The organism is Umezawaea sp. Da 62-37 (assembly GCF_032460545.1).
Taxonomy (GTDB): Bacteria; Actinomycetota; Actinomycetes; order Mycobacteriales; family Pseudonocardiaceae; genus Umezawaea.
This window is the reverse complement of the sequence record NZ_CP135965.1, coordinates 11,396,044-11,416,088: the sequence shown is the minus strand read 5'-3', so window position 1 is coordinate 11,416,088 and position 20,045 is coordinate 11,396,044. Positions and strand designations below refer to the sequence as shown.

Here is a 20,045-nt window from a genome sequence, read left to right as displayed (position 1 = left end):
CCCACCCCAGGTCGGAGGAACGTTCATCCATGCCGCCGTTCGTGTCGCTATCGGACCCCCGCGTCGCCGCCCTGCCCGTCCGGGAGTGTGACGAGCCGCTGGTGGACCTGCGCGGCATCCCGGCGATCCGGGTCGACGGCAGGCTCGCCGACGGGCTCGGCGCCTACGCGCACGTGCGGCTCAGCGTCGCCGACCGGCTCATCGCCGCGCAGCGCCTGCTCCCCGGCGGGCTGCGCCTGCTCGTCGTCGAGGGGTTCCGCCCCAAGGCCGTGCAGGAGCGGTACTTCGCGAGCATCGCGTCCCGGATCGCGCTGGCCAACGCGGACTGGTCGATCGACCGCGTGCGGGCCGAGGCCGCCACCTTCGTCTCACCGCCGGGGGTCGCGCCGCACGTCACCGGGGGCGCCGTGGACCTCACCCTGTGCTCCGCGGACGGCGCGGAGCTGCCGATGGGGTCCGAGGTGAACGCGACACCGCCCGAGCACGGCACCGAGTGCTTCACCGCGTCCACGCTGATCGGCACCGAGGCCCGCGCCAACCGCAGGACGCTGATCGACGCCATGTCCACGACCGGGTTCGCGAACTACCCGAGCGAGTGGTGGCACTGGTCCTACGGGGACCGCTACTGGGCGATCGTCACCGGTCCCGCGCACGCGCGCTACGGCCCGGCGACGCTGGACCCGGCCGGGACGGACGTGTCCTGACGGCACGCCCGCGCACCGGCTCGCCTTGACAAGAAAAGTTGTCGGTGACACGGTGTGCCGGTGCACGACGTGGCGGTGATCGACGACGCGGGTGCGGCCGAGGCCGCACTGGACCCGGTGCGCGCCAGGCTGCTCGCCGAACTGGCCGAGCCGGGCTCGGCGACGACGCTGGCGCGCCGGGTCGGGCTGACCAGGCAGAAGGTCAACTACCACCTGCGCGCGCTGGAGCGGCACGGGCTGCTCGAACTGGTCGAGGAACGGCGCAAGGGCAACTGGACCGAGCGCGTGCTGCGGGCGACCGCGGCGTCGTACGTGATCTCGCCGAGCGCGCTGGCCGCCGTCGAGCCCGATCCGGCGAAGTCGCCCGACCAGCTGTCCGCGCGCTGGCTGCTCGCGGTGGCGGCGCGGCTGGTGCGCGACGCGGGCGACCTGATCACCGGCGCGGCCAGGGCCCGCAAGCGGGTCGCGACGTTCACCATGGCGGGCGAGGTCCGGTTCGCCACCGCCGCCGACCGCGCCGCGTTCGCCGAGGAACTGGCCGGGGCGGTGACGTCGCTGGTCGCCAAGTACCACGACGAGTCCGCCGCGGACGGCCGGGCGCACCGGATCGTGGTCGCCGTGCACCCGACGGTTCGACGTGAGGAGAAGACATGACCGTGTTCGTTCCGGTGACCGGCATCCCGGTCGACGACCAGGACAAGGCCCTGGCGTTCTACACCGACGTGCTGGGGTTCGTGGTGAAGACGAACATCCCGGTCGGCGACGCCAAGTGGCTGACCGTCGTCTCGCCCGAGGCGCCCGACGGCGTCGAGGTGCTGCTGGAGCCGGACGGCAACCCCGGCATCCAGATCGACGGCAAGCCCGCCGCGCAGGTGTACAAGAAGGCGCTCTACGACGCCGGCGTGCCGTACACGATGCTCGGCACCACGGACCTGGACAAGGACTACGAGCGGATGAAGGGGCTCGGGGTCAGGTTCACCCAGGAACCGATGAAGACCGACTTCGGGGCCATGGCGGTGTTCGACGACACCTGCGGCAACCTCATCGTCCTCACCCAGCAGGGCTGACCGCGGTGGACGAGCGCCGCCGCCTGGCCAAGGAGGTCGAGCTGGCCGCCACCCCGGACGAGGTGTGGCGGGCGATCTCCACCCCGGAGGGCATGTCGATCTGGTTCGTGCCGCACGAGGACGCGGGCGGCGGGATCGAGGCCGACTTCGGCGGCGGCAACACCCAGGCGGGCCTGGTGCTGGAGCGGGAGCCGGGCAGGCGGGTCGTCTACGGGGCGCCCGGCCCGGACGGCGTGCCGCCGATGACGGTGGAGTTCCTGGTCGAGGGCAGGGAGAACGGCACCACGGTGCTCCGCCTGGTCCAAAGTGGATTCTTCGGCGGTGACGACTGGGAGGCCGAGTACGACGGCTTCGGTCGGGGCTGGGACATGTTCCTGCACAACCTCGACGGGTACTTCCGGCACTTCGCCGGGCTGCCGGTCGCCAACGTCGTCGCCTTCGCCTTCACCACCCGGCCCGGCGAAGCGGTGTGGGCCGACCTGATCGACCGGCTGGGCGCGGATCCGGCGCTCGGCGACCGGGTGCGCCTCACCCCGGAGGGCTTCGAGCCCGTCGAGGGCGTGGTGGACCTGCGCGACGACTCGCTGCTGGGCGTCCGCACCGAGCACGGCTTCCACCGCTTCATGGTCGACGACGCGCACCACATGGTGAACACGACCCAGTACTTCTACGGCGTCGACGTGGACCGCGCGGCCCGCACCGCCGCCTGGCAGTCCTGGATCGACGCCCTGGCGGCCGGGTGACCGCGACCATGCGGATCACGTTCGTCCTGCCGGTCTTCTCCAGGCTGCCCAGCGGCGGCTTCCGCGTGGTCTACGAGTACGCGAACCGCCTCGCCCGGCGCGGTCACCGGGTGACCGTGGTGCACGAGCAGTGGTACGAGGGCTGGCACCGGCCGGTGAAGCACCTGTACGAGATCGCGCGGGACCGCTGGCACGACCGGCGGCCGGGCGGGTTGGCCGAGTGGCTGCGGTGGATGCCGATCGACGACGCCGTGCGGATGACCATGGTCGCGAAGCTCGATCCCGCCCGGCTGCCCGAGGCCGACGTGGTCGTGGCCACCTACTGGACCACCGCCCGGCTGCTCCGGCGCTCCTCCCCCGCGCAGGGCCGTCCGGTGCACCTCGTGCAGGGGTACGAGATCTGGGGCGTCGACGATCCGACCGAGGTCGACGACGTCCTGCGGTCCGACCTGCCGAAGGTCGTCGTGTCCGACCACCTCGCAGGAGTGCTGCACGGCCTCGGGGTGCCCTCGGACCGGATCTCGATCGTCCACAACGGACTGGACCACTCCGCGTACCGACCGCCCGCGCAGGACGGACCACGCGGCACGAGCGTCAGCATCCTGGTGGGCACCGGGCCGCAGAAGGGGTCCGCCGTCGCGGTGGCCGCTCTCGAACGGGTGCGCGACCGGCACCCCGACCTCGTGGTGAACGCCTTCGGACCCGAGAAGCGCCCGGCGCTGCTGCCCGACTGGGTCCGGTACTCCCGCGCGCGCAACGGTCGCGAGCAGGCCAGCCGGGCGTACCGGGCGAGCGCGGTCCACCTCTGCGGTTCCGTGCAGGAGGGGTGGGGGTTCCCGGTCGCGGAGGCCATGGCGTGCGGCACGGCGGTGGTGAGCACCCGCAACGGTGGTGTGGAGGACTTCTGCGTGGACGGGCGGAACTCGCTGCTCGTCGACGTCGGGGACGCCGACGGCATGGCGGAGGCGTTGCTGCGCCTGCTCCACGACCCCGACCTGCGCGGTCGGCTGGTCGAGGAGGGCCTGCACACGGCGTCGTCCATGAGCTGGGACGACGCCGCGGAGTCTTTCCTCCGGGCGCTGGAATCCGCGGCGGCGGGTTCCTGACACCCGGCCGTCATGCGGTGAGGTGGTCGCGGAGGAACCCGGCGATCTCCGCCCGCGCGGCCTTCGCGTGCCGGACCAAGCCCGGCGTGCTGAGGAACGCGTGCGGCGCCCCGACGTGTTCGGTGAGCCGCACGGGCGTGCCGGACTCGCGCAGTCGGTCGACGTAGCGGCGGCCGTGGTCGGCCACCGGGTCGAGGGTCGGCACCACCACGAGCGCGGGGGCGAGCCCGCCCAGGTCGTCGGCGAGCAGTGGCGACACGGCACGTGGGTCCGACTCCGGTGGAACGGCCAACCGCAGGTACAGCCGCATCTGCGCCGCGTTCAGGGTCGGGCTGTGCGCGTGCTCGACCATCGACGGGTGGTCGAAGGCCGTCGCGGTCAGGTCGAGAACGGGGTTGACCAGCACCTGCGCCCGCAGCGGCGCACCGGACTCCTTGGCCCGGATCGCCAGCAGCGCGGCGATCACCCCGCCGTTGCTCTCCCCGAAGACCGCCGTCCGGGCGGGGTCCACGCCCCAGTCCGCGGCGTGCTCCACCACGTGCCGCAGCACGTCCCAGCCGTCGTCGACGGCCGCGGCCAGCGGGGTCGTCGGGTCGAGCAGCCGGTGCTCGACCGACACCACGACCGCGGGCAGCCGGGCGGCGAGGTGGCTGTTCACCCAGTCGCTCTGCGCCGCCGTGCCGACGAAACCGCCGCCGTGCACGTGGAGCACGAGCGGCAGGCCCCCGTGCCCGGTCGTCCGTCGGTGCACCCGGACCCGGACCACGCGGTCGGGCAGCACCACTTCCTGCCACCGGATCGTGGCCCCGCGGTCCGGGAAACCGGTGACCACCCGCGCCAGACGGGACGCCCGCTTGCGGTTCTCCGCCTCGCGGTGGACGACCAGCTCCTCGGCCGTCATCGCCGACCAGTCGCGCTCCTTCCCCAACGCGTGCAGGAGCCTGATGCCCAATGGCGGCATCCCGGTGTCGTCCACGTCTCCCCCTTGATTTCGCTACCGATGGTATCGATACCGAGCGTAGCGCAAGTGGTTATCGTGTCGCCATGACCCCAGCGAGGCCGCCCGGCCGTCCACGCGCAGGCATCGACGCCGCCGTCTTCGCCGCCACGCTGACCACGATCGACGGGCTCGGCTACGCGGGCGCGACGATGGACCGCATCGCCGCCGCCGCGGGGGTCGCGAAGACGACGATCTACCGCCGGTGGGAGTCGAAGGGCGCGCTGATCGCGGACTGCCTCCTCCACGCGTTCGGCCCGCTGCCGCTGGAAGGCGCGACCAGGGCCGAACTCCTGTCCTCGACCATCCGGTGGGGCGCGACGAAGATCGCCGAACCGGGGGTCGCCGCGGCGTTCGCCGGCGTGTTCGTGGACGCCGTCAGCGATCCGGCCCTGCGCGACGTCCTGTCCACGCGGTTCCAGTCTCCGTACTCGCGCGCGTTGCAGGACGCCCTGGACGAACCGGAGAACCGGGTCCTGCTCGTCATCGACGTGGTCGTCGGAACCCTGCTGCACCGGATGGGCATCACCGGCGCGCCGATGGTCGACGCCGACGTCGCCGCGCTGACCGCGATGGTCCTGCACCAGTTCGCCGACCCGGCCTGATCCGAGCCGGGCGCAGGGCTGCCCCGCATCGCGGTGCCACGGCCGCGCGCGGGGAACTCCGGCCGCCGGCAGGACGACTACCAAGGCATGAATCGTCGAACCCTGCTCAGCGCTGCGGCCGCTGTTCCCCTCGCCGCCGCCGTCCCCGCCGCTGCGGCCGCAGCCGCGCCGAAGGTAGCCTCCTGGTCGACGGAGAACCCCTTGCGCGTCCAGGTGCTCGTCTTCGACGGGGCGGAGGAACTGGACTACACCGGGCCCTACGAGATCTTCGCGGTCGCGGGCCGGATGAGTTCCGGTGCCGTGACGGTGTCCCTGGTGACCGCGGAGCAGCCCGGCGAGATCACCGCGATCCACGGCACGAAGCTCGTCGTGGCCAAGGGTTTGAGCACGGCCGACGCGGATCTGCTCGTCGTGCCCGGCGGTGGCTACGGGAACAGGACCGGCCCCGGTATCTGGGGCGAGATCGCCAAGGGCACGATCCCGGCCGCGCTGCGGGCCGCGCCGCGCCCCGGCCTGATCATCTCCTCCCTGTGCACCGGCTCGATCCTGCTCGCCGAGGCAGGCCTGCTGGCCGGCAGGCCGTGCACCACGCACCACCTCACCAAGGCGGAGATCACCGAGCGCGGCGGCGTGCTCAAGGACGCGCGCGTGGTGGACGACGGCGACCTGGTCACCGCCAGCGCGGTCACCTCGGGCATCGACCTCGCCCTGCACCTGGTGCGGCGCGAATTGGGCGCGGACCTCGCGGTCCGGGTCGAGAACCTGATCGACTACGAACGCAGGGGCACCGTCTGGCAGCGCTGACGGAGGCCCTCCCCGCCCAGGCGCCCCACGGGCGATGGGAACCCGTGTCAGGCGCCTTCGACGCGGCTCTGGGTGAGGTTCGCCAGCGCGTGCGCGATCTCCCGGTGCGCCTTCGTCACCAGCGGCCCGTACTGGAACAGCCGGGACTTGATGCCGAGGTCCACGCGGGTGCCGGTGCCCTCGGTGCAGACGATCGCCGGGAAGAAGAAGCCGTAGGTGAAGAACGTGGGTTTGGAGGACAGGACCACGATGCCGTTGGCGGGATCGGCGTCCTCGACCGAGTACCCCGGCGGGCAGTACTGGGTGAGCCAGGAGTACACCGCGCCGGGCGGCGCCGCCGAGTGCAGCACGATCCGCCGGTTGGTCATCGCGACCGCGCCCACCGACCCCTTCCTGGAGGAGGCCACCAGGTACATCACCAGGGTCAGGACGCACGCGACGACCACGAAGACGCCGAACACCACGAAATCCACGCCAGGAGTATCCACCCGCGGGTCGGGGCGCGAGTGGCTTTCGCGGGATTTCCGCAGACCGCCCACCGCGGCGGATCGCATCGGTGTGTCCCACGTCACCCGTCGAACATCAATCCCGGCGACGGTTTTCCTCCCGACGGCTGGTCTTGATCCGGACCGAACCCGACACCACCCCCGGAGCGTCCGATGTCCCAGCCAGTCCAGACCGCCGTCGTCACCGGTGCGAGCCGCGGTTTCGGCCGCGCGATCGCCGCCGCGCTCGTCGCCGCGGGCACGAACGTCGTCGGCGTGGCACGCGGTGAGCGCGACCTGCACGCCGTGCGCGACGAGCTCGGCGACGCCTTCACGGCCGTGACCGCCGACGCCACCGACGAGACCACCGCGCGGACCGCGATCCACCGGCACCGTCCCGGCCTGCTCGTCCTCAACGCCGGGGCCACGCCGCACATGGCGCCCGTGCACGAGCAGACCTGGGAGACCTTCAGCCGCAACTGGGACGTCGACACGCGGCACGCGTTCACCTGGACCCGTGCGGCGCTGCGGGAACCGCTGGCGCCGGGCAGCGTGGTCGTGCTGATGTCGAGCGGGGCCGCGTTGGGCGGATCCCCGCTCAGCGGCGGGTACGCCGGGGCGAAGGCCGCCATCCGCTACCTGCGCGGGTACGCGGCCGACGAGTCGGAGCGGGCGGGGCTGGGCATCCGGTTCGTCGCGCTGCTGCCGCAGCTGACCCCGGCCGGTGGCGTCGGCGCGGTGGGGGTCTCCGGGTACGCGGCGCGGCAGGGCCTCGACCGGGATACCTTCGTCGAGGGCATGGAACCGGTGCTCACGGCCGAGCAGGTCGCCAAGTCGGTCCTGGAGGCCGTGGCCGACAGCGGACCCGAATACCTGGTGACCGCCGCCGGACTGCGCCCGGTCGGCTGAGCCTCCTACCGCACCACCCCAGGAAGTCATGATGCCGTCCGACGCCGAGTTCGCCACCCTGACCGGGCCGTTCCGGCCGGAGATCCTCGCGCACTGCTACCGGCTCCTCGGCTCGATCCACGACGCCGAGGACCTGGTGCAGGAGACCTACCTGCGCGCGTGGCGGGCGTTCGGGCGGTTCGAGGGCCGCTCCTCCGTCCGGCGCTGGCTGTACAAGATCGCGACCATGGCGTGCCTGACGGCGTTGGAGACGCGCTCCCGGCGGCCGCTGCCGTCGGGGCTGGGCGCGCCTTCCGACGACCACCGGGTGGCCGTGGCCGCCCGCGAGCCGTCGGTGGCGTGGCTCCAGCCCGCGCCGGACGCGCTGTTCGGCTCCGACGACCCGGCGGCCGTCGTGGCGGGCAGGACCGGTGTGCGGCTGGCCTTCATCGCCGCGCTCCAGTTCCTGCCCGCCCGGCAGCGGGTCGTGCTGACCCTGCGCGACGTGCTGGCGTTCCGCACGGCCGAGGTCGCCGAGATGCTGGACACGACCACGGCTGCCGTCGACAGCGTGCTGCGCCGGGCCAGGGCGCACTTGGACGCGGTCGGACCGGTGGCGGACGACCTGGCCGAACCGGACGAAGCCGCCCAGCGCGCCCTGCTCGACGGTTACGTCGACGCGTTCACCCGCGCCGATCCCGCCGCGCTGGTCACCCTGCTGCGGGCCGACGTCGAACTGGAGATGCCGCCGACCCCGACCTGGTTCACCGGTCGGGACGCCGTGGTCGGGTTCCTGGCCGCGCGGGTGCTGCGCCGCGACCACTGGCGGCTCGTGCCGACCCGTGCCAACGGCCAGTCCGCCCTGGTGGTCTACACGTGGACGGACACCGGCTACCGGGCCTACGGCGTCCACGTCCTGGCACTGACCGGTACCGGGATCAGCCGCGTCACCGCGTTCAACGACCCCGCACTGGTGTCCGCGTTCGGCTTCCCGCCCGTGCTCACGCCATGACCACCCGGCCGCCCAGCCAGACCCCACCGTCCCGCGCGAACCGCAGCACGATCTCCGACGGCCGTCCCATCGCCCGCCCCTGCCGCACCCGGATCGGGCGGTCGTACCGCTCGACCAGGCCGCTTTCCAGCAGACCGAAGGACAGGGCCGCGGCCGCCACCCCGGTCGCGGCGTCCTCCGGGTAGCCCGACGAGCGCGGGAACTGGCGCGCGTCGAACGTCCGGCGTTCCGGATCGGACGGCGCGTACGGGTAGAGCCCGGTCGACCCGACCAGGTCGCACACCTCCGCCATCCGCGAGAAGTCCGGCCGCAACCCGTCGAGCACCGACACGTCCGCCACCGGCACCAGCGTCTTGACCCGGCTGGTGCTCGCGTTGAGCACCGGCTGCGGTCCGAGTTGGTCCTCCGTCACGCCCAGGACGGCGAGGACCTCCGACACGGCCCGCCCGTCCACCGGTTCCACGACGCCGGCCGGTTGGCTGATCTCCACGGTGCGGTCGTCGGCGGGCCCGCTGAGCCGCGCGTCGACCCGCCCGCTCCGCGTCCGGAACGCCACCTCGTCGCCGTCCAACCGGCCCAGGTGGTCGAGCAGCCAGGCCGCGCCGACGGTCGCGTGGCCGCACATGGTCATCTCGTGGTTGGGCACCCAGAACCGCAGCGCGTAGTCGCACCCGCTCTCCGGCGGGGCGGTCAGGACGAAGCCGCTCTCGTGACCGCGGTCCCGCGCGACGGCTCGCATGCCGTCGTCGTCGACACCGTCGGCGTCGATCACGATCGGCGCCGGGTTGCCGCCGCCGGGGCCCGCGGGGAAGACGTGGACGAGGTGCACGGGCGGGTTCATCACGCGGTCGACTCCGGTGCGCTGTGGACGGATCCTCTTGCCGAGACGACGCTACCGGCCGGGCGGATCGCTCAGCCGGAGAGCTTGCCGCGCATCTCGATGGCGATCTGCGACGCGTCGAGGTTGGCCAGCGCGTTCGCCAGGACGTCCGCGTCGAACGTGCCGTTGTCGCGCGCGTCGAGCAGGACCGACCGCTGCGCGGCGATCACCTCCAACCGGTGGCGCTTCGCCGCGGTGAAGCCCTCCGGGGTGGGGTCGCCCGAGGGGTGCGGCGGTTCGGGGATCGTCTGGGCGGCCGTCCTGAGCATCTCCATGATCCGGGTCCGCTCGGCGGTGGTCTGCTCGTCGGTCGCGGTCGGGTCGGCCTTCGGGGTGATGAGGCGGAGCACCGGGCCGATGGTGCCGCCCTGGACGAGCAGCGACAGCGCCGCGACGGCGAACGCGATGAGCACGAGCACCGACCGCTGCGGGGTGTCCTCGGGCAGCGTCTGCGCCGCGGCCACGGTCACCGCGCCGCGCATCCCCGCCCACACGACCGCGGTGCCCTCGCGCCACCCGAGCGGCTCGCGGAGGAAGTAGTCGATGTCGGCGAGCACCCGCGTGATCCGGAGCGCGAACCGGTCGAGATCGCGTTCCGACGCCGGTCGCCTGCGGGAGTTCACCTCCCCGAAGCTGCTCTGCTTGCCCTCCGGTGTGGTCATGCGCTCCTGCATGTCCTGCACCCTGGTCTGCATCCTCCGGCTCCGCCGGGAACCGGCGGCGAGGACGCCGAGCAGCGGGGTGATGTACGCCGCGCGCACCAGGACCGTCACGACGAGCGCCCCGGCCGCGATGAGCACGGCCGTGCCGACCCCGGCGTGGTCGCGTTCGACGTTCTCCACGATCGACTTGATCTGCACGCCCATCGTCAGGAACACCGCGCCCTCGAGGACGAGTTCGACGGTGCGCCAGTTCTGCGAGTCCGACAGGCGGTTCTGCGGCGAGAGGGCGCGCGGCGCGCGGACGCCCGTGACGAGACCCGCGACCACGGCCGCGACGAGACCGGACGCGCCGAGGTGTTCGGCGGGCACGGAGGCGAGGAACGGCACGGCGAACGAGATGACGGTGTTGACGGCGGGGTCCGTCACGCGCTTGCGGACCACCAGGTTGAGCCACCCGACGAGCCCGCCGATGATGAGCGCGACGACGACCGAGTACGCGAACGTGCCGACCGCGCCCCAGAACGAGAAGGTGGCGGCCGTCGCGACGATGGCGGTGCGGAGCAGCACGAGCGCCGTCGCGTCGTTGAGGAGGCTCTCCCCGTCGAGCATCGCCACGACCCGTTTGGACACCGGCGCCTGCTTGACGATCGACGTGGCAACGGCGTCGGTCGGGCTGATGATGGCGCCGAGGGCCACGCCCCACGCGAACCCCAGGTCCGGGATCACCAGCATGAAGAACAGGCCGAGCAGGAGCGCGCTGGCGACGACGAGGACGACGGACAGGCCGCCGATCGCCCCGAACTCGCGGCGGAAGTTCATCGCGGGCATCGACACCGCGGACGAGTAGAGCAGCGGCGGCAGGACGCCTTCGAGGATCCACTCGGGCTCGACGTGCGCCGCGCCGAACACCGGCAGGAAGCTCGCCGCGACACCGATCGCGACCAGCACGAGGGGTGCGGCGACCCCCAGGCGCGGGCCGACGAGGGTCGCGGCGGCGATCACCACGAATCCGGTCACGATCACGACGAGCAGCTCGGTCACCCGGCCAGCCTCGCAGCAACCGGGGTCGACTCCGGGGATTTCCGCCGCCGGGCGCGGGTGATGTCGGACAACACCCGCGCCTACCAGGCCTGATGGGCCGTCCACAACGGAGTCGGCACCGGGTCCACACGGGACCGGCGGCCAGTCGTGCGGTCAGGGAACCAGCTCCAGGAGTTCGCGCAGCGCCGCCTCCGGGGAGTTCATCGACTCCAGGCCCGCCGCCGCGTCCCGCGCCGCTTCCCGGTACTTCGGGTCGTCCGCGACGAGCCGCGCGGCGGCACCCGCCTCCGCCGGATCGTCGACGACGACGCCCGCGCCCAGATCCGCCACGCGAGCGGCGTTCCACGGCTGGTCGGCGACGAACGGGCGCACCACCAGCGGGAGGCCGTGGGACAACGCGGCGAGGAGCGTGCCGGTCCCCCCGGCCGTGACGACGAGGTCGACGGCGGGCAGGAGCTTGGCCAGGGGGACGAACCCGACCGGACGCACGCGGGTCGGGTCGATGTCGGCGGACAGCTGCTCCGCCGTCGCCGTCACGATCACCGTGAACCCGGCGGCGGCGACCGACGAAGCGAGCACGGACAGCGCGGCGTGGTCGAGCACGGTGGTCCCGACCGTGACGAGGGCGCGCGGGAGGTCCGCCTCGACGTCCTGCCACGGGACCGCTTCCGGTCCGTGCGCGTTCGGCACGGGACGGATCGTGATCCGGTCGGCCGCGGGAAGTTCGGAGGGTGAGCGCAGGACGTCGGGGTACGGGTCGACGACCGCGATCCTCGGCACCGGCGTCAACGAGCGGCCGGCGTACTCCCGCGACAGGCGCTCGCGCATCGCGTCGAGCAGGAACTCGGGGACCGCGCCGGAGATCCCGTGCGCGGCCCACGGCACACCCAGGGCGGCGGCGACCATCGGCCCGACGAAGTCGAACTCCTCGCACACCATGAAGTCCGGAGCGAACTCCTCCGCCTGGGCCAGGGCCTCGTCGAAGCTCAGGGCGACGCGCACACCGGCGAACATCTCCACCGCCCCCGGTCCCGGCTGGGTGGGGTCGGACCCGGTGCGCTCGACGGTCTCGCGGATCAGGTCCTCGGCGGACGGTCCCGCGGGCAGCAGGCGCGTCGGGGCGACCATCGGGGCCAAGTCGCCCCCGGTCAGCACCGCCGTCTCGATCCCGGCCGCGGTCGCGGCGTCCGCGAGCGGCATCATCGGGAGGACGTGACCGGGCGAGGGGATTCCGCTGAAGAGGATTCGCATGTGGTGGCAGTCCCGGCTGACGTGCGTCGTGGCGACGCGAATGAACATGAGGATCACTACAAACCGTAGTTGATCGAGTAGACCGCAGTGTGTTGATCAGAGTCAACTCTGATGAGTACGGCCGGCTAAGATGCGCCGCGTGCCACCGCCACCGAACAACACCGCACCGACGGGCAGACGGGCCGAATACGCCCAGGCCACGCAGCAGGCGATCCTGGACGCGGCCCGCGACCTCTTCGTCGACAAGGGGTACTTCGGCACGAAGGTGGAGGAGATAGCCAGGGTCGCCAGGGTGGCGCCCGCGACGGTCTACGCGGTCGGCGGCGGCAAGCACGGGCTCCTGCGCACGCTGATCGAGTCCGGCACGAAGGCCGAGCGGATCGACGAGGTCTACGCCCGCATGGAATCCATCGACGAGCCCCGAGCCCTGGTCCGCTTCATGATCCGCACCACCAGGACCGTCTTCGGGCACTGGGCGGACCTGATGCGGCAGGTCGCCGCCGCGGCCCCGCAGGAGCCGACCGTGCGGGAGACCCAGCGGATCGCCCACGAGGGCATGCGCGCCGGACTCGCCTTCGCCGCCCAGCGGCTGGCCGACATGGGCGCGCTCCGCGACGACGTCGACGTCCCCAGGGCCACCGACCTGTTCTGGCTGCACCTCTGCAACACGGCCTACTTCGTCCGCACCGACGACCTGGGCTGGTCGCTGGACGAGTCCGAGACCTGGCTCGCCGAAGCACTCCCCCGCGCTCTGCTCGCACACCCGTGACGACTGTCGGCGAACAGGGCGGCGGCCTCGCGCAGCACGTCGACGCCGCGTTCCAGGCGGCCGGTGGGCCCGGCGGTCGTGCCGATGCGCGTGGTGTCCGCGGCCGAGCCCGCGGCGGCCTGGACCCGGTGGCCCTCCGCGGTGAGCCGGACCCGGCGCGGTGAGCGGCCGGACGCCCGGTTCGCGTTCCAGCCGGGCGATCCGCCGACTGACCGGATCGAGGCCGGGCACCCCGATCGGCTCCTGCTCGGCGTGGGCATCGGCCACCCCGAGTACGCCTCCCCCACGACACGCTCGTGTCCCACCGCGGCCGGGGCGCCAGCCGACCGGGTGGTCCTGACCGCGCTCGGTCCGAACACCTGGACGCGGGCGCGGACCAGGTCGGCGTCCACCCCCTCGGCACCCTCCGCGGGGTCACCGAGGCGCTGCGCGAAGCCGTCGCCCCGCGCTGGCCGGACGGCCGTCCCGCCTACTCCGGTTCCCAGGCCACGATCCGGTCGAAGACGAGCCGGTCGCCGGCGAGTTCAAGGGAGTCCAGCGGAATCCGGTCGTAGAAGGCCAGGACCAGCTCACCGGCCGTACCCGTGCCCGTCGCGTCGGCCTCGTCGGTGGTGGTCGCGGGAAGGCGGGCGATCCGCGCGCCGTCGGCGGAGAGCCGGACGCGCCAGGAGCGCCCCTCGGTGGCGTGGTAGTCGATGGTGGCGGGCTCGTGCGGCCAAGCGCTCGTCGTCGCGCAGCAGGTGACCAGGAACTCCTCGACGCCGTCGAGCGCCACGTCCTCCGTCAACGGCCGCGGGTCGCCCGCGGTGAGCTGGGCGTCGTAGGTGTGCACCGCGAACTGCTGGAGCTGGTGCCGGGCGACGGCACCGCACGTCGCCGGGGACTGGGAGTCGCCCCACCAGACCCAGCACCCGCGATCCGGACCGGCCTCCCGCAGCGCGTCGAGCAGCTGCCGCGTCGATTCGGCCATCCAGGCCAGCAGCGCCTCGCGCTCCCGCGGCACGGCCGGGGCTCCCTCCGCCTCGACCTTGGCCGTGGCACGGGGCCCGGCGGCGACGGTGGCCGCCCACGAGCGGCGCCCCGTGCCCATGTGCTCCACCAGGTCGAACAGCGTCCACTCGGGGCAGGTCGGCACCATCGCGTCGAGGCTGGGCGCCGCGGCGACAGCGGCCAGGAAGGCGGTCGACCTCTCGTCGATCAAGCGCAGCAGGTCGGGGAACTCAAGAGTCTCTTGCACCGCGGCTGTCTACCACCACGCCCGCCGCGCGGCCACCGAATATCGCGATGGACAAGTCCTTTGTGGACTTCAGTCCTCGTCCTCCACGCGGACCAGGTGCACGCGTTCGACGCGGTAGCCGACACCGCGCACCGTGCCGATGAACGCCGCGCCGTCGCGGCCGAGCTTGCCGCGGATCCGCCGCACGTGCACGTCGATCGTCCGGGTGCCCAGGTCCGAGGTGGTGCCCCACACGTGCGTCATCAGCTCCGCCCGCCGCTGCACCCGCAGCGGTGAGCGGCACAGGTGCAGCAGGAGGTCGAACTCCAGCCGGGTCAGCTCGACGGGGACGCCCCGGTGCAGCACGCGCCGGGAGCTGGGGAAGATCCGCAGTTCGGCGGCGCCGCGCTGGAGCGGCACCTCGACGTCCGGGTGCGGGAAGTCGACGGTCATGTGCGCGCGGTCGAAGGCGGTCCGGAGGGCGGCGACCACCGTGTCGGCGACGGTCGTCGCGTCCGGCGTGTCGACGCGGATCACCAAGGAGATCTCGACGGCGTCGGGAGTACGGGTGGCGGCCACGGGGTAATCCGACCAACTCCGCGGGTGCGCGTCAACGACGTCCACGGGGTGGAAGTGCTTGACACACCTGCGATTCCCGCCCACCCGTGCTGGAGCGCGTCCCCGGATCCGTGTTCGCGGCAGTCGAACGGGATCCGGGGAACACGCCCTGGTGGACCACCGGGGTCCGGGCACGGGTGGGCGGGAATCGCGGTTGTCAGCCGGGATCCAGGACGCGCTTGAGGAAGCGCCGCGTCCGCTCCTCGCTCGGGTCGCCGATCACCTGCGCGCTCGTGCCCTTCTCCACGATCACCCCGCCGTCCAGGAACAGCACCTGGTCGGCCACCTGTTCGGCGAAGCGGATCTCGTGGGTGACGATCACCGTCGTCCAGCCCTCCGAGGCGAGGTCCTTGATCACGGCCAGCACCTCCCCCACCAGCTCGGGGTCCAGCGCCGACGTCGGCTCGTCGAACAGCACCACGCGCGGCTTGAGCGCGAGCGCCCGCGCGATCCCGACGCGCTGCTGCTGCCCGCCGGAGAGCTGGAACGGGTAGGCGTCGGCGCGGTCGCCGAGTCCCACCTGGTCCAGCAGGGTCTTCGCGTCGGCGACGGCCTCGTCGCGGGAGCGCTTCTGCGCGACGACCGGGCCCTCGATGACGTTCTCCAGGACCGTGCGGTGCGGGAAGAGGTTGTGGGACTGGAAGACCATCCCGCTCTGCGCGCGCAGCCTGCCGCTCTCCCGGCGACCGGCCTTGCCCGGTGGCAGCCCGGCGAAGTCGATCTCGACGTCGTCGATCCCGATGACGCCGCTGTCGGGGGTCTCCAGCACGTTGAGCGAGCGCAGCACCGTGGTCTTGCCCGAACCCGACGGTCCCAGCAGGACGGTCGAGGTCCCCTTGCGGGACTCGAAGTCGATGCCGCGCAGCACCTTGTGGTCGCCGAAGGACTTCTCCAGCCCGTGCACCCGGATGCGGGCGGGTTCGGCGTTCTGCTCGGTGGTGTCAGTCATGTGGCCACGTACCTGTCCAGTCGGGTCTCCAGTCGTTTCTGCGCGGCCGAGAGCCCGACGCAGATCACCCAGTAGTACAGCCCCGCGAAGGCGTACAGGGCGAGGAACTCGTTGCTCTCGGCCGCCGCGAGTTGCGACTCGCGGAACAGCTCCGTGAGCAGCACCACCGATCCCAGCGACGTGTCCTTCAGCAGCGACAGCAGCGTGTTGGACAGCGGCGGCACCGCGGTCCTCGCCGCCTGCGGCAGGACGATGCGGCGCAGGGTCAGCGCGTAGCCGAGCCCGATCGTCGCCGCCGCCTCGAACTGCCCCTTCGGCACGGCGAGGATCGCCGACCGGACGACCTCGGCCGCGTAGCCCGCCACGTTGAGGCTGAAGGCGATCACGGCCGCGGTGAACGGCGGGAACTTCAGCCCGATCTGCGGGAGCCCGTAGAAGACGATGAACAGCTGGAGCAGCAGTGGTGTGCCGCGGATGACCGAGATGAACGCCCGCGCCACGCCCGAGAGGACCTTGGAGGACGAGATCCGCGCGAGGGCGACGAGCAGGGCGAGCACGAGCCCGATCGCGAAGCTCAACGCCGTCAACGGGATCGTCACCTTCACCAGGCCGACGAACATCGGCCAGGCGGTGGTGCGCAGGACGTCCCAGGTGCTGCGGTGGCCGCGTCCCTCGGACAGGTCGGCGGTGCCGCCGTCGGGCACGGAGACGTCGACCTTGAAGTACTTGCGCGAGATGTCCGCGAGCGTCCCGTCGGCCTTGAGCGCGGTGATCGCCTGGTTCGCCTGGTCGGTCAGCGCGCCGTCGTCCTTGCGGAAGGCCAGTACCTGCTCGGCGCCCTCCTCACCGGCGTTCCCGGCGATCTCGACGTCCGTGGAGCCGGTGCTGGCCAGGTAGTCGAGCACCGCGATGTTGTCGTTGACGATCGCGTCGACCCGCCCCTGCGACAGCAGCGCCACCGCCTGGGTGAACCCCTCGACCGCCTCGACGTTCGCCCCGGCGTCGCGCGCCACCTTCGCCCAGGTGGTGGTGCTCGACTGCGCGGTGGTCTTGCCCTTGAGGTCGGCGAGCGTCTTGATGCTGTCGTCGCCCTTGCGCCGGACGACGACGCCGTGGGAGTAGGTGTAGGTGGCGGACAGGCCGTACTTCGCCTTGCGCTCGTCGTTGACGGAGACCTGGTTGGCGATCACGTCGATCCGCCGGGCGTCCAGCGCGGGGAAGATCGAGTCCCACTGCGTCTCGACGAACTCCAGCTTCCACCCGGCCCTGTCGGCGATCGCCTTGATCACCTCGATGTCGTAGCCGCCGAGTTCCTGCGTCCGCGGATCGTGGAACGAGAACGGCGGGTAGGTCCCCTCGGTGCCGACCCTGACCACGGGTTGGCCGGTGACTTGCGCGGGCGCCGCGCTCGCCTGCGGCGGCAACAGGATCACCGCCAGCAGGAACAGCACCACGCCCCTGAGCACGTGTCGCATCAGCGACTCCCTCTCCCCTCGCGGCACCGGAATCCGGCGCCGTGCAGGGAGGGTAGTGGGATTCCGCGGACGGGGCCCGGTGATCCACTATGCGGGACGGGTGCCGGGGTGCCGGTTTTCCCCACGACGGCGGCATCCTCCTCCGGTCGGCGACCGGGAGCACCCCCTCCCACCATGTGATCGCCGTTGCGCTCCCGCGCCCCGAACGGGTGCGATCGGTGGCGCCAGGCGAAGTGGCACGGGTCGCCCACCAACGAGATCGGGACCACGCGAATGACGTCAGAGCCGCAGCCGCTGCACCTCGCACTCGAAGTCGACGGAGAGGGCGCCCACCCGTCGGCGTGGCGCGCGTCCGGCCGTCCGCCGTCCGACGTGCTGGGGCCGCGCGCCCTCCGCGACACCGTCCTCCGCGCGGAGGCGGGTGGGTTCACGCTGGTGACCTACGACGACTCGCCGCTGCCACCGGGCGCTGGCGACGGCGCCGCCGGGCGACTGGAGGCGGTGGGGCGGGCCGCGCACTCGTCGCCGTCGACCGACCGGATCGGTTTGGCGCCCACGGCCCACACGACCACGACGGAGCCCTTCCACCTGGCCGCCCAGCTGGCGAGCCTCGACCACGTGTCGAACGGGCGCGCCGGGTGGGTCGTCGGCGCGACCGACGACACCGCCGCGCGCCGGACGGTCGGCGCGGCGGCGCCCGTGGTGCCCGACGGGCTGCGGCAGGAGGTCGTGGACGTCGTCGAGGTCGTGCGCGCGCTGTGGGACTCCTGGGAGGACGACGCGGTGATCAAGGACGTGCCGACCGGCCGCTACCTGGATCCCGACAGGGTGCACCACGTGGACTTCGAGGGCTCGTCGTTCTCGGTCAAGGGCCCGCTGATCACGCCGCGTCCGCCGCAGGGCCAGGTGGTGGTCCTCGCCGCCGACTCGCTCGGCATCGCCCGGCACGTGGACGTCGTGCTCGCCGAGGGCTCCGGGATCGAGGCGCTGCGCGAGCGGGCCGAACGCGCCCGCGAGGCCGGGGCCCCGCTGGTGTTCGCCGAGGTCGAGGTGCTGCTGGACGCCCGGCAGTCCGCCGTGGAACGTCTGTCCACACTGGACCGCGCGACGCCGTGGGCTCCGTCCGGCAGGTTCCGCCACGTCGGCTCGCCGGAGGACCTGGTCCGGTCGCTGCTGCGGCTGGCGACCGTCGTGGACGGCGTCCGCCTGCACCCCGCGGTGCTCACCGCCGACCTGCCGGTGCTGGTCGACCGGGTCCTGCCCGCCCTCGCCTCGGCCGGGGTCCACCGGCCGCCGCGACCGGGCGGGACCCTGCGCTCGTCGTTGGGCCTGCCGCGCCCCGCCAACCGCTTCGCCACCACCAGTTGAGGAACCGCCATGAACCGGCCACCGGAAAGCGACGAGCACGACCCGAACGCCCTGGTGCACCTCGGCGTCTTCTACACGGGGGTGGGCCCGCAGTTCATCTGGGCCGATCCGTCCAACGCCCCGCACACCGGGTTCGACACCTGCGTGTCGGTGGCGCGCACGCTCGAACGCGGCCTGTTCGACGCGTTCTTCCTCGGCGAGGGGCTGCGGGTCCGGGAGAACCGGGGCCGGGTCCACGCCCTGGACGTCGCGGGCAGGCCCGACGCCATCACGCAGCTGTCGGCGCTGGCCGCCGCGACCGACCGGATCGGCCTCGTCGCGACCCAGAACACCACCTACAACTCCCCTGCCGACCTGGCGCGTAGACTGTCCACATTGGACCTGCTCTCCGACGGCCGTGCCGGGTGGAACATCGTGACCACCGACAACGCCTGGACGGGGGCGAACTTCCGGCGCGGCGGCTGGCTGGAGCACGAGCGCCGCTACGAGCGGGCGAACCAGTTCGTGGAAGCCGCCAAGGCGATCTGGGACTCCTGGGCCGACGACGCCGTGTCGACCACGCCGGAAGCCGGGAGCTGGGCCCGTCCCGGCTCGATCGGCGTGGTCGAACGCCACACCGACCTGGTCGACCTCGCCGTCACCCCGACCACGCCCCGGAGCCGCCAGGGCCATCCCGTGCTCTTCCAGGCAGGCGACTCCGCGGGCGGCCGCGACCTCGCCGCCCGGCACGCCGACGTCGTCTTCTCGGCCAACGTCGAGTACGACAAGGCGTTGGCCTACGCCAAGGACCTGAGGGCCCGGCTCGCGGGGTACGGCAGGCCCGCCGACTCGGTGCGCATCCTCCCCGGCGCCTCCGTCGTCCTCGGCGACACCGACGCCGAGGCGCGGGAGCGCGCCGAGTGGGTGCGGCGCGAGCAGATCAACCCGCAGCGCGCGATCGCGTTCCTGGAGCAGTACTGGGGAACGGACCTGTCCGGCTACGACCCCCACGGGCCGCTGCCCGACATCGAGCCGGTCGACGGCGAGCTCGACCCGTCCCGCGGCACCATCTCCATCGAGCACCGGTCCGGCAAGCTGGAACGCGTCCGGGGGTGGCGGGACCTCGCCGAGGCCAAGAACCTCTCGATCCACCAGCTCGTGCTCGAAGTGCAGCCGCGCGGGCGTTCCTTCGTCGGCACCCCGAGCCGGATCGCCGACGAGTGGGCCCACTACGTGCGCACCCGCGCCGTCGACGGGTTCAACATCAGCCCGCACCTGGTGCCCTCGTCGTTGGACGACATCGTCGACAAGCTGGTGCCCGAACTCCAGGAGCGGGGCGCGTACCGGACCGCCTACGAGGGCACGACGTTGCGGGAACACCTCGCCCTGCCCCCGCACCGCCCGACCACGACCCGGAGCTGACCCG

General features: G+C 72.6%; 22 protein-coding genes. 13 read left to right on the top strand and 9 right to left on the bottom strand.

All coding sequences use genetic code 11. From position 1 onward, the window contains the following. Window positions 1–29 precede the first annotated feature (29 nt). From RM788_RS51140 to RM788_RS51120, 5 genes are read left to right on the top strand one after another with little or no spacing between them, the layout of a single operon-like run. The gene (locus RM788_RS51140) at window positions 30–704 is read left to right on the top strand and encodes a M15 family metallopeptidase (protein ID WP_315929065.1); all 675 of its coding nucleotides are present in this window, start codon (window positions 30–32) and stop codon (window positions 702–704) included. Between the two features lie 60 nt (window positions 705–764). Beyond that, a complete protein-coding gene (locus RM788_RS51135; RefSeq protein ID WP_315929064.1) occupies window positions 765–1,358 on the top strand; it encodes an ArsR/SmtB family transcription factor in 594 nt (197 codons plus the stop codon). Further along, a complete protein-coding gene (locus tag RM788_RS51130; protein ID WP_315929063.1) occupies window positions 1,355–1,771 on the top strand; it encodes a VOC family protein in 417 nt (138 codons plus the stop codon). The genes RM788_RS51135 and RM788_RS51130 overlap by 4 nt, the downstream gene beginning before the upstream one ends. A gap of 5 nt (window positions 1,772–1,776) precedes the next feature. Next, window positions 1,777–2,514: an SRPBCC family protein gene (locus RM788_RS51125; RefSeq protein WP_315929062.1), complete on the top strand. Its 738-nt coding sequence runs from the start codon at window positions 1,777–1,779 to the stop codon at window positions 2,512–2,514. Beyond that, window positions 2,511–3,620, top strand: coding sequence for a glycosyltransferase family 4 protein (locus RM788_RS51120; RefSeq protein WP_315929061.1), 1,110 nt, complete (start codon window positions 2,511–2,513; stop codon window positions 3,618–3,620). Before RM788_RS51125 ends, RM788_RS51120 begins: the two co-directional genes overlap by 4 nt. A 10-nt stretch (window positions 3,621–3,630) precedes the next feature. Here RM788_RS51120 and RM788_RS51115 read toward each other — a convergent pair whose 3' ends face one another. Then, the gene (locus RM788_RS51115; protein WP_315929060.1) at window positions 3,631–4,596 is read right to left on the bottom strand and encodes an alpha/beta hydrolase; all 966 of its coding nucleotides are present in this window, start codon (window positions 4,594–4,596) and stop codon (window positions 3,631–3,633) included. A 68-nt stretch (window positions 4,597–4,664) separates the two neighbouring features. Between RM788_RS51115 and RM788_RS51110 the strand changes: the two genes are divergently transcribed. Both RM788_RS51110 and RM788_RS51105 read left to right on the top strand, forming a co-directional pair. After that, window positions 4,665–5,222: a TetR/AcrR family transcriptional regulator gene (locus RM788_RS51110; RefSeq protein ID WP_315929059.1), complete on the top strand. Its 558-nt coding sequence runs from the start codon at window positions 4,665–4,667 to the stop codon at window positions 5,220–5,222. Window positions 5,223–5,309: 87 nt separating this feature from the next. Beyond that, window positions 5,310–6,026 carry a DJ-1/PfpI family protein gene (locus RM788_RS51105; protein WP_315929058.1) on the top strand — a complete coding sequence of 239 codons (717 nt, stop codon included), beginning with the start codon at window positions 5,310–5,312 and terminating at the stop codon, window positions 6,024–6,026. A gap of 47 nt (window positions 6,027–6,073) precedes the next feature. Here RM788_RS51105 and RM788_RS51100 read toward each other — a convergent pair whose 3' ends face one another. Beyond that, window positions 6,074–6,499 (bottom strand): hypothetical protein, encoded by a 426-nt coding sequence (locus RM788_RS51100; protein WP_315929057.1) that lies wholly within the window; start codon window positions 6,497–6,499, stop codon window positions 6,074–6,076. Window positions 6,500–6,685: 186 nt separating this feature from the next. Between RM788_RS51100 and RM788_RS51095 the strand changes: the two genes are divergently transcribed. Together RM788_RS51095 and RM788_RS51090 are read left to right on the top strand one after the other, a co-directional pair. Further along, the gene (locus RM788_RS51095; protein ID WP_315929056.1) at window positions 6,686–7,420 is read left to right on the top strand and encodes an SDR family NAD(P)-dependent oxidoreductase; all 735 of its coding nucleotides are present in this window, start codon (window positions 6,686–6,688) and stop codon (window positions 7,418–7,420) included. 28 nt (window positions 7,421–7,448) lie between these two features. Further along, entirely contained in the window at window positions 7,449–8,411 is a 963-nt protein-coding gene (locus RM788_RS51090; protein ID WP_315929055.1) for a sigma-70 family RNA polymerase sigma factor, read from the top strand. Here the strand turns inward: RM788_RS51090 and RM788_RS51085 are convergent. From RM788_RS51085 to RM788_RS51075, 3 genes are all read right to left on the bottom strand, one after another. Further along, window positions 8,401–9,252, bottom strand: coding sequence for a PhzF family phenazine biosynthesis protein (locus RM788_RS51085; protein ID WP_315934941.1), 852 nt, complete (start codon window positions 9,250–9,252; stop codon window positions 8,401–8,403). The two genes, RM788_RS51090 and RM788_RS51085, sit on opposite strands and share 11 nt — an antisense overlap. 71 nt (window positions 9,253–9,323) lie before the next feature. Further along, a complete protein-coding gene (locus tag RM788_RS51080; protein ID WP_315929054.1) occupies window positions 9,324–10,994 on the bottom strand; it encodes a cation:proton antiporter in 1,671 nt (556 codons plus the stop codon). Between the two features lie 153 nt (window positions 10,995–11,147). Beyond that, window positions 11,148–12,293, bottom strand: a complete 1,146-nt coding sequence (locus tag RM788_RS51075) for a glycosyltransferase (RefSeq protein ID WP_315929053.1) — start codon at window positions 12,291–12,293, stop codon at window positions 11,148–11,150. Between the two features lie 91 nt (window positions 12,294–12,384). On the opposite strand from RM788_RS51075, the gene RM788_RS51070 reads away from it, so the two are divergent. Then, entirely contained in the window at window positions 12,385–13,014 is a 630-nt protein-coding gene (locus RM788_RS51070; protein ID WP_315929052.1) for a TetR/AcrR family transcriptional regulator, read from the top strand. After that, window positions 13,011–13,178: a hypothetical protein gene (locus RM788_RS51065; protein WP_315929051.1), complete on the top strand. Its 168-nt coding sequence runs from the start codon at window positions 13,011–13,013 to the stop codon at window positions 13,176–13,178. The genes RM788_RS51070 and RM788_RS51065 overlap by 4 nt, the downstream gene beginning before the upstream one ends. A gap of 305 nt (window positions 13,179–13,483) precedes the next feature. Here RM788_RS51065 and RM788_RS51060 read toward each other — a convergent pair whose 3' ends face one another. The 4 genes from RM788_RS51060 to RM788_RS51045 form a co-directional block, all read right to left on the bottom strand. Further along, window positions 13,484–14,251 (bottom strand): maleylpyruvate isomerase family mycothiol-dependent enzyme, encoded by a 768-nt coding sequence (locus RM788_RS51060; RefSeq protein ID WP_315929050.1) that lies wholly within the window; start codon window positions 14,249–14,251, stop codon window positions 13,484–13,486. Between the two features lie 69 nt (window positions 14,252–14,320). Beyond that, a complete protein-coding gene (locus RM788_RS51055) occupies window positions 14,321–14,809 on the bottom strand; it encodes a winged helix-turn-helix domain-containing protein (protein WP_315929049.1) in 489 nt (162 codons plus the stop codon). A gap of 196 nt (window positions 14,810–15,005) precedes the next feature. Beyond that, entirely contained in the window at window positions 15,006–15,797 is a 792-nt protein-coding gene (locus RM788_RS51050) for an amino acid ABC transporter ATP-binding protein (RefSeq protein WP_315929048.1), read from the bottom strand. After that, the gene (locus RM788_RS51045; RefSeq protein ID WP_315929047.1) at window positions 15,794–17,272 is read right to left on the bottom strand and encodes an ABC transporter substrate-binding protein/permease; all 1,479 of its coding nucleotides are present in this window, start codon (window positions 17,270–17,272) and stop codon (window positions 15,794–15,796) included. Before RM788_RS51045 ends, RM788_RS51050 begins: the two co-directional genes overlap by 4 nt. Window positions 17,273–17,545: 273 nt before the next feature. On the opposite strand from RM788_RS51045, the gene RM788_RS51040 reads away from it, so the two are divergent. Both RM788_RS51040 and RM788_RS51035 read left to right on the top strand, forming a co-directional pair. After that, window positions 17,546–18,640, top strand: a complete 1,095-nt coding sequence (locus RM788_RS51040) for an LLM class flavin-dependent oxidoreductase (RefSeq protein WP_315929046.1) — start codon at window positions 17,546–17,548, stop codon at window positions 18,638–18,640. A gap of 9 nt (window positions 18,641–18,649) precedes the next feature. Beyond that, window positions 18,650–20,041: an NtaA/DmoA family FMN-dependent monooxygenase gene (locus RM788_RS51035; RefSeq protein WP_315929045.1), complete on the top strand. Its 1,392-nt coding sequence runs from the start codon at window positions 18,650–18,652 to the stop codon at window positions 20,039–20,041. Window positions 20,042–20,045 lie beyond the last annotated feature (4 nt).

Bases quoted from the DNA above. Each gene is read 5' to 3' on its own strand.
- RM788_RS51035 (WP_315929045.1), top strand. From the start codon at position 18,650: ATGAACCGGCCACCGGAAAGCGACGAGCACGACCCGAACGCCCTGGTG.
- RM788_RS51105 (WP_315929058.1), top strand. From the start codon at position 5,310: ATGAATCGTCGAACCCTGCTCAGCGCTGCGGCCGCTGTTCCCCTCGCC.
- RM788_RS51140 (WP_315929065.1), top strand. From the start codon at position 30: ATGCCGCCGTTCGTGTCGCTATCGGACCCCCGCGTCGCCGCCCTGCCC.
- RM788_RS51085 (WP_315934941.1), bottom strand. From the start codon at position 9,252: ATGAACCCGCCCGTGCACCTCGTCCACGTCTTCCCCGCGGGCCCCGGC.
- RM788_RS51045 (WP_315929047.1), bottom strand. From the start codon at position 17,272: ATGCGACACGTGCTCAGGGGCGTGGTGCTGTTCCTGCTGGCGGTGATC.
- RM788_RS51075 (WP_315929053.1), bottom strand. From the start codon at position 12,293: ATGTTCATTCGCGTCGCCACGACGCACGTCAGCCGGGACTGCCACCAC.
- RM788_RS51040 (WP_315929046.1), top strand. From the start codon at position 17,546: ATGACGTCAGAGCCGCAGCCGCTGCACCTCGCACTCGAAGTCGACGGA.
- RM788_RS51110 (WP_315929059.1), top strand. From the start codon at position 4,665: ATGACCCCAGCGAGGCCGCCCGGCCGTCCACGCGCAGGCATCGACGCC.
- RM788_RS51090 (WP_315929055.1), top strand. From the start codon at position 7,449: ATGATGCCGTCCGACGCCGAGTTCGCCACCCTGACCGGGCCGTTCCGG.
- RM788_RS51130 (WP_315929063.1), top strand. From the start codon at position 1,355: ATGACCGTGTTCGTTCCGGTGACCGGCATCCCGGTCGACGACCAGGAC.
- RM788_RS51095 (WP_315929056.1), top strand. From the start codon at position 6,686: ATGTCCCAGCCAGTCCAGACCGCCGTCGTCACCGGTGCGAGCCGCGGT.
- RM788_RS51050 (WP_315929048.1), bottom strand. From the start codon at position 15,797: ATGACTGACACCACCGAGCAGAACGCCGAACCCGCCCGCATCCGGGTG.